The organism is uncultured Eudoraea sp. (assembly GCF_947258525.1).
GTDB lineage: Bacteria > Bacteroidota > Bacteroidia > Flavobacteriales > Flavobacteriaceae > Eudoraea.
The window spans coordinates 1-4,370 of record NZ_CAMYIP010000048.1 but is presented as its reverse complement, the minus strand read 5'-3'; the positions used below and the strand labels follow the sequence as shown (position 1 = coordinate 4,370).

General features: G+C 36.4%; 3 protein-coding genes and 1 pseudogene. All 4 read right to left on the bottom strand.

Features of this window, described 5'->3' with window-relative positions:
* Positions 1-343: 343 nt before the first annotated feature.
* A complete protein-coding gene (locus Q0X89_RS03210) occupies positions 344-844 on the bottom strand; it encodes a nuclear transport factor 2 family protein (protein WP_297691166.1) in 501 nt (166 codons plus the stop codon).
* 84 nt (positions 845-928) lie between these two features.
* The gene (locus Q0X89_RS03205) at positions 929-2,356 is read right to left on the bottom strand and encodes an amidohydrolase family protein (protein ID WP_297691165.1); all 1,428 of its coding nucleotides are present in this window, start codon (positions 2,354-2,356) and stop codon (positions 929-931) included.
* Positions 2,357-2,424: 68 nt separating this feature from the next.
* Positions 2,425-2,685: pseudogene (locus tag Q0X89_RS03200) on the bottom strand (tyrosine-type recombinase/integrase); the annotation flags it as partial.
* A 193-nt stretch (positions 2,686-2,878) separates the two neighbouring features.
* The coding region (locus Q0X89_RS03195) for a TonB-dependent receptor plug domain-containing protein (RefSeq protein ID WP_367176917.1) at positions 2,879-4,370 on the bottom strand (1,492 nt) is incomplete at its 5' end.

Genomic DNA, 4,370 nt, shown 5'->3' with positions numbered 1-4,370 from the left:
GACAAAGGCCAGCACTTAATTATAGGTAATGTTAGCGGGTGTAGTGCGCCTACTCCTGGGATTTCACCCATCTCCAATATGATACACTAACCCCTTTTTAAAAATGGCCCTAACCGTCCAGTTTACGTCATGCTATTCATGGCCATTTGAAAAAAGAAAGGACTGCACCAGTCTTTTTCTATCATTATTTTTTAATTAAACCACTATACCCGCTAACGGTTTTGTATATGGCCAGTGCTGCTCATCGCAACACCTGCTTACATGAAAATTAATTTGATTAAAAGGTAATTAATTTTTGGGTAGGGGAAGAGGCATTGGCTATCTACGTTGTTGTAGCACGTTTTTACTTATCTTCACCGTAGATATCGGTCCACATTGCCCTCCAAATTTTCCATGAATTATCTAATTGTCTTCTATAGATTGTTGTGTTAATCCCTTTTTGCAACCTTCCGAAGCTGATAGAATCCTTTTTATATGTCCAATCCAATATAGATTTATGGGTTGATATTGCTATTGTATCGATTATGTCTAAACTAATAATTTCGGTTTCATAATTGTTAATAATCGTCTCTGAACTATCTTTAGGAAACCAAAATTTTCGAATTTCAGATTTTCCCTCTATTGGCTTTAGCGTATTGGGCTGAATTCTTGAATCTTCGACGAAAAGTTCCATAATTCCTTCTTCATCTGATTTTAGCCAACCATTCACATATTCACTATGAATTTTTCGTATTTCCAAATCATCTGGATCTATTTTTTGTTTTGCTTCCTTATTATCACAGCCCATTATAGATAGTGTCAGAAATATAGAAAGGCATAGTCTTTTGAGATTTGGTAATATCATGTTTCCGATTTTTAAATAATGTGCTACAACGGTCTAGTATATGAACCGTTTTAATGGTTTATATACATTGTTGTATGCAGTATTTTATTTTTCGATTTCTGCTTCCCTCAGTAATCTGTCCAAATATTCCCTGTTCAAATACTTACCATCTCGAATAACGCCAAAAATTTTCTTGGTATTTGAGATCTCATCCAAAGGGTTTGCATTTAGTAATAATAGGTTTGCTATCATTCCGGTTTCTACTTGTCCAATACTGTCGGAAAGATCAAAATATTTAGCTGGATTTAAGGTTGCTGTTTTTAAAACTTCTGCGTTTGAAAGTCCCGCTTCGACCAGTAATTTTAGTTCATCATGTATACTAAAACCAGGAATGACATATGAAACACCACAATCTGTACCCGCTAAAATATTAACTTTCTTATCGTGTAGAAGTTTTGTGATCTGCAAGGATGTATTCAAGAGTTCCTTTCCTGTTTCCCATGCTACAGGAGGAAACATCTTTTCAGGAAAATTTAGCTCTGGATCCCATTGTTTAAGTAAATCATCTGATACATATTTGTTTTGCTCTTGGATTTTGTATGTTCCATCTATTCGACTCCAATGTTTATCTATTGTTGTCAAAGTGGGAGTTACATAGGTTCCATTGCTGCTCAATATTTCCGCCAATTGTAGCGTTTTTTGTTCATCAAATGTCGAATTTATTTTGCCATTAATGGTTATAAATGTATTTATGGCTGCAGGTAAATTATTAGACATGAAATTTGCTTTGAAATCGCCTTCCAAACCGTCTATTTCTTTTTCCAGTGTTGATGATGATTTCCAAATACCATTAAGGTGTTCCATGCTCTTTTGTCCCATTTCTGAAGCAACTTCAGTTTTGATAGCCATTGGAACGTGCCCTGCGAATGGTAAATCAAGTTCGTTACATCTATTGGCAATTGCTTTGTATATATCTACAGATAGGTCATCGTATACCTTAATGAAATCAGCACCTTTTTGATGCAAGGAATCTACCATATTGATAGCGCTCTCAGGGGTTCTTGGTTGTAAAGAGCCTTGTAAAAGAGTAAATGAACCATCAATTACAGCTCCTGAAAGGTATATAGTTGGTGCTAGTGTATTCGATACTTCAATTGAGTCCCTAGATTCTAAATCACCCCACAAATCTCTTACCCCAAGAATACCGTTTGCAATAAAAAGATTTAAAAATCCCTTGTGATCTGATGATGTGGTGTAATGGGCATGCATATCCCAAAGTGATGGCATCACATACTTTCCCTTACCATCAACTATTGATTCAGCATCAATTTCAACAGCGTTAGAAAAGGGAGTTATTGAAGTAATTTCTCCGTTTTTGATTACAACCGTTTGATTGGAAATAAGCGCCCCGTTTACAACATCAATAATATTTACATCTGTTATTATTACGTCACCTGAAATGGTGTTTGTATTGCAGCTTACTACTGAAAGCAGAACCAGACTTAAGATGATTCCGATTAATGTATTTCTCATTGGTTGGTTTTTTAATATTGCATACAACAATGGAATATAGCACATTATGCATTATATATCACTTATAACTAAGATAGTAAATCCTTTATGTTCATAAGCGATCTGTTGGCTACATGGGTGTAAATTTCTGTTGTTTTGGTAGAACTATGACCTAAAACAAGCTGTATTTGTCTCAAATCTGTACCTGATTCTAAGAGGTGGATGGCAAAGTTATGTCGTAAAACATTAGGGGTCACTTTTACCCGAATTCTTGCTCTTTCAGAAGCATTTTTTACGATACTCAGCACACTTTCTCCACTATATTTTTTCCTGTTTCTTCCCTCAAAAAGAATAGCTCAAAAGACGCAAGCCATTGCTTTTATAACCGCCTGCCCTCCAAAGGTGAATAAACCGTCGACTTTGTTTCCAGCGGAAACCGATTTTAGGATTCTGGCTAGCAATAAAAACCACCTCCCCTCAACAATATGTTTTTTACTAAGTATTTGATCGCTGGCAGTAAAATTTGTTTTGCTACTAAAAGGATTAATTGAAAAGAAACTTTATAGTAGCATTAGGGGTAATACCCAAGGAGGTTTGAATTACTTGTTGTGAATTACCTAAATTATCCACTCTGAAAAAAGTATTAATAATATTTTCCTTGTTTAACAAGTTCCATATAGATATTCCAGCCTGCAAATCAGTATTGTTACTTAGCTGGGTTGTATAAATTGCTGAGATATCCAATCGCAAATAATCGTCCAACTGATCGGAATTTACGGCATCATAATTAATTTCACCATCAGCAATTTCATTCCCCGGAACTGGTGGGGTAAACGGTTTCCCCGTACGCCAATTGACCCCGGCTGCCATTTGTAATTTATTGGTAGAAAAAGTAACCCCTGATGAAATGGAATGTGTAATGTCAAAATTGCTACGAAATTCAGGTTCTGGTAGTTCTTCAAAATGGTATTTGCTATTCAAATAGCCGTAACTCAACCAAATGTTCCAGTTCTGTATTTGTTTTCTGAGCAAGAAGTCCATCCCGAATGCATCATATTTCCCTGAAGTTCTTACAAATTCATATCGATCGAGAAAACCCTGGCTTTGCGTGGTAATGCCGTTAACCTCTTTTAAAAATCCAACGGCATGGACTAGCCAATTATATTGTTCATAACTCAAACCCAATGAACCTTGCTTACTTTGGATTACAGGAATGTCTGCATCATTAGAAAGCTGCCAGCGTCTCTTTTCCAGCCCTAAAAAGTCGCTTTGAAAGTTGATGACCTGGGAGGTATTTTGATGCTTGAACTCCCCAAGTACCTCAACATTAAACCATTGGAGAAATTTTTGATTAAAACTCAGTCGTGGCTCCCAAATTTGTTTACCAAATTTTTCCAGATAATTGAAGCGCAAGCCTGCGTTAAGAGATGTATTATTGTCAGGCGTTGACCAATCAATTTCTGAAAATATCCCGTGTGTTCGCAGCACCTCACTCTCCAATCTACGAAAGATAGGATCGTCTACATCATCCAAATTAGTGATTTTAGTCTCAACAAAATGGTAGCCGTTGCGCCATTCAAAATTTTCAAACACTTTGTTTCTGGCCACAGCGCGCACCCCGGTTTCCGAAACTACGTTCTCTTGCAAAAAACGCTGTTGTTGAAGGATATTGGAGTTAATGGCCTTTAGTTTGTAATCTGTTTCATAAATGGACAATTCGGTGGTCATATTTGGATTCCATTTGCGACGATAAAACAGGCTCCCTGCAATACTGTTTTGGTCAAGACTACTTTCACGTATCTCCTCGCTGTCATTGACCAGGGCACTTTCGTTAAAAACTACCTGGTTGGCTGTATAGATGAAATTGAGTCTTACAAAATCTTTCTCCGTAGGTTGCACTAATAATCGAAACGAGGCATCATAGAAATCGAATTTAATATCCGAATTTGTTATGGTATCTACATTTGCAGAGATCTCAGTGTCCTGAGTTATACGATCAAAATATTCAGCATAGGTAAAAAAAAAAAAAAAATCA